Source organism: uncultured Fibrobacter sp., from assembly GCF_937877005.1.
GTDB lineage: Bacteria > Fibrobacterota > Fibrobacteria > Fibrobacterales > Fibrobacteraceae > Fibrobacter.
The window spans coordinates 1-2357 of the sequence record NZ_CALEFV010000244.1 but is presented as its reverse complement, the minus strand read 5'-3'; the positions used below and the strand labels follow the sequence as shown (position 1 = coordinate 2357).

The 2357-nt window shown below is 44.6% G+C and carries 2 protein-coding genes; both read left to right on the top strand.

The genetic code is table 11. The annotated features are described in order from the left end of the window. The coding region (locus Q0628_RS10605; RefSeq protein ID WP_298770860.1) for a CotH kinase family protein at positions 1–1267 on the top strand (1267 nt) is incomplete at its 5' end. A 186-nt stretch (positions 1268–1453) separates the two neighbouring features. Next, the coding region (locus Q0628_RS10600; RefSeq protein WP_298770858.1) for an isocitrate lyase/phosphoenolpyruvate mutase family protein at positions 1454–2357 on the top strand (904 nt) is incomplete at its 3' end.

Here is a 2357-nt window from a genome sequence, read left to right as displayed (position 1 = left end):
ATTCCCCTCCGAGAACGCATTCAACGTGCGCGAGACGGCCCACAGCGCAACACCGGCTTCGGGAGCCACGCAGGAACAGTCACCCAGCATCACAAAATACATCCCCCTGGACGACACTGAATACCCCTACGCGGGCATCCCGCGGATAGTCATCGAGACCGAGAACCGTCGCGAAATCAAGGACCGCGAAACAGAGATCCCCGCCAAGCTGCAAGTATGGGGCGCGGACGCCCCCGAAAGCGAAGTGATGGAGCTGACTATAAGAGGAAGAGGGAATAGCTCGTGGACCCATTCTCCAAAGAAAAGTTATAAAATCAAATTCAACACAAAAGAATCTTTATTTGGCATCCACAAAGATCGTGAGTGGGCGCTCATTGCCAATTACGCAGACAAAAGCATGCTGAAAAATTACATTTCATATAAGTTATTTCACGAAATCAGCGACACATGGAATCCGCAAATACACTTTATAGAGCTATACCTTAACAATAATTACCAAGGAATCTACGCATTTACGGAGACCATAAAAAAAACAACACACCGAGTAGCAATTAACGATAACGATTTTTTGTTAGAAATTGATGCAAAAACAAAAGCCAACGACCAGACAATTTATGTAGACGGATTTACATATCCATTCAAAATTCATTGGCCCAAGAACGCCAATGAAAAAGCGCTTAAACAAGTTACCGAGCACCTTGATAACTTTCAAAAATTCATTTCTAGTGATAAGGTTTCCAAAGGAGATGAATACAGTCAATGGATAGATGCCGAAAAATTCACTAAATATTTTTGGCTTCAGGAATTCAGCAAAAATCTTGACGCTTACTATACTAGTTCATTCTTAATTGTACGAGAAAATGGTTTAGTTGAAATGGGCCCACTATGGGACATGGATGCGGCATATGGATATCCAGGATGGGATATAAATGCAACAATTCCTACAGATGGTTTTAGGCAAAAAAAAATATGGTTGCTCCCTTTTTTCAAGAACAAATCATTCTCCCAATATGCAGATTCAATTTGGAAAGAAATGAGCCCAATCATAAAAAATTATGCAGCCTCGATAACGAGTATAGGTATGCTTTTAGAACATCCTTACGTAAATGAAGAAAAAAAATGGCATAAATTAGAAAGTTTCCTCAACCCTCTTCATCATAAGGGTTATTCATCATACACCAACGCATACACTGATTTTCGCAATTGGTACATCAACCGTCTTGATTGGCTGGATAAAAACAGCAATAAACTAAATCTTAAAATCTAATCATACCGATATTTAACGGTTCCAAGAAAGAACAAAAACAAACAGCGAACAGGGCTTTTCGCATGCATATCGCTTGACAATAGGGCGCCCACAGATGTATATTTAATAACCAGTTAAGATATTTTCTTTTCAAAAAATGCAACCACTTTGGTTCTTAAAAAAATATTTGTAATATAAAAGGTTTTTATGCCAAAAATAGTTTACTTAGGAATGATCGGTGACATCATGCACCCAGGCCTCATCAACATTATCAATGAAGGTGCCAAGTACGGTGACGTGATGATTGGACTTTTTACTGACAAGGCAATTGCAACCCATAAGCGCCTTCCCTACCTGAACTACGAACAGCGTAAGAATGTAATCGAGAATATCCGCGGGGTTTCCAAGGTGGTTCCGCAAGACGAATGGAGCTACGTCGAAAACCTGAAAAAATACAAGCCCGACTACATTATCCACGGCGACGACTGGCTTTACGGACCGGACAAGTTCATCCGTGACGAAGTCTTCAAGGTCATGGAAGCCCAGGGCGGCAAGGTCATCGAAATCCCGTATACCAAGGGCATCACCTCTACGGGTCTCAAGAAGGAAATGGACAGCCTGGGCACCACGCCGCAGGCAAGACTTTCTGCACTACGCCGTCTGATTGCGGCAAAGCCAATTGTCCGCATTCTGGAATCGCACAACGGCCTTACGGGCCTTATTGCCGAACATACCAGCGTCGAAATCGACGGCTGCGTCCGCGAATTCGACGGCATGTGGTCTTCTTCCCTTACCGATTCTACCAGCAAGGGTAAGCCCGATATCGAGGCAGTGGACCTCACGACCCGCCTGCACGACCTGAACGACACGCTCGAAGTCACGACCAAGCCGGTCATCTTTGACGGCGATACGGGTGGAAAGGTAGAACACTTCGGCTTCACGGTGCGTACGCTCGAACGTCTCGGCATTTCGGCAGTTATCATCGAAGACAAGGTGGGCCTGAAACAGAATTCCCTGTTCGGCACCGACGCCATCCAGACGCAGGACACCATCGATGGTTTCTGCACCAAAATCCGTGCGGGCAAGGAAGCGCAAGTCACCGAAGACTTCA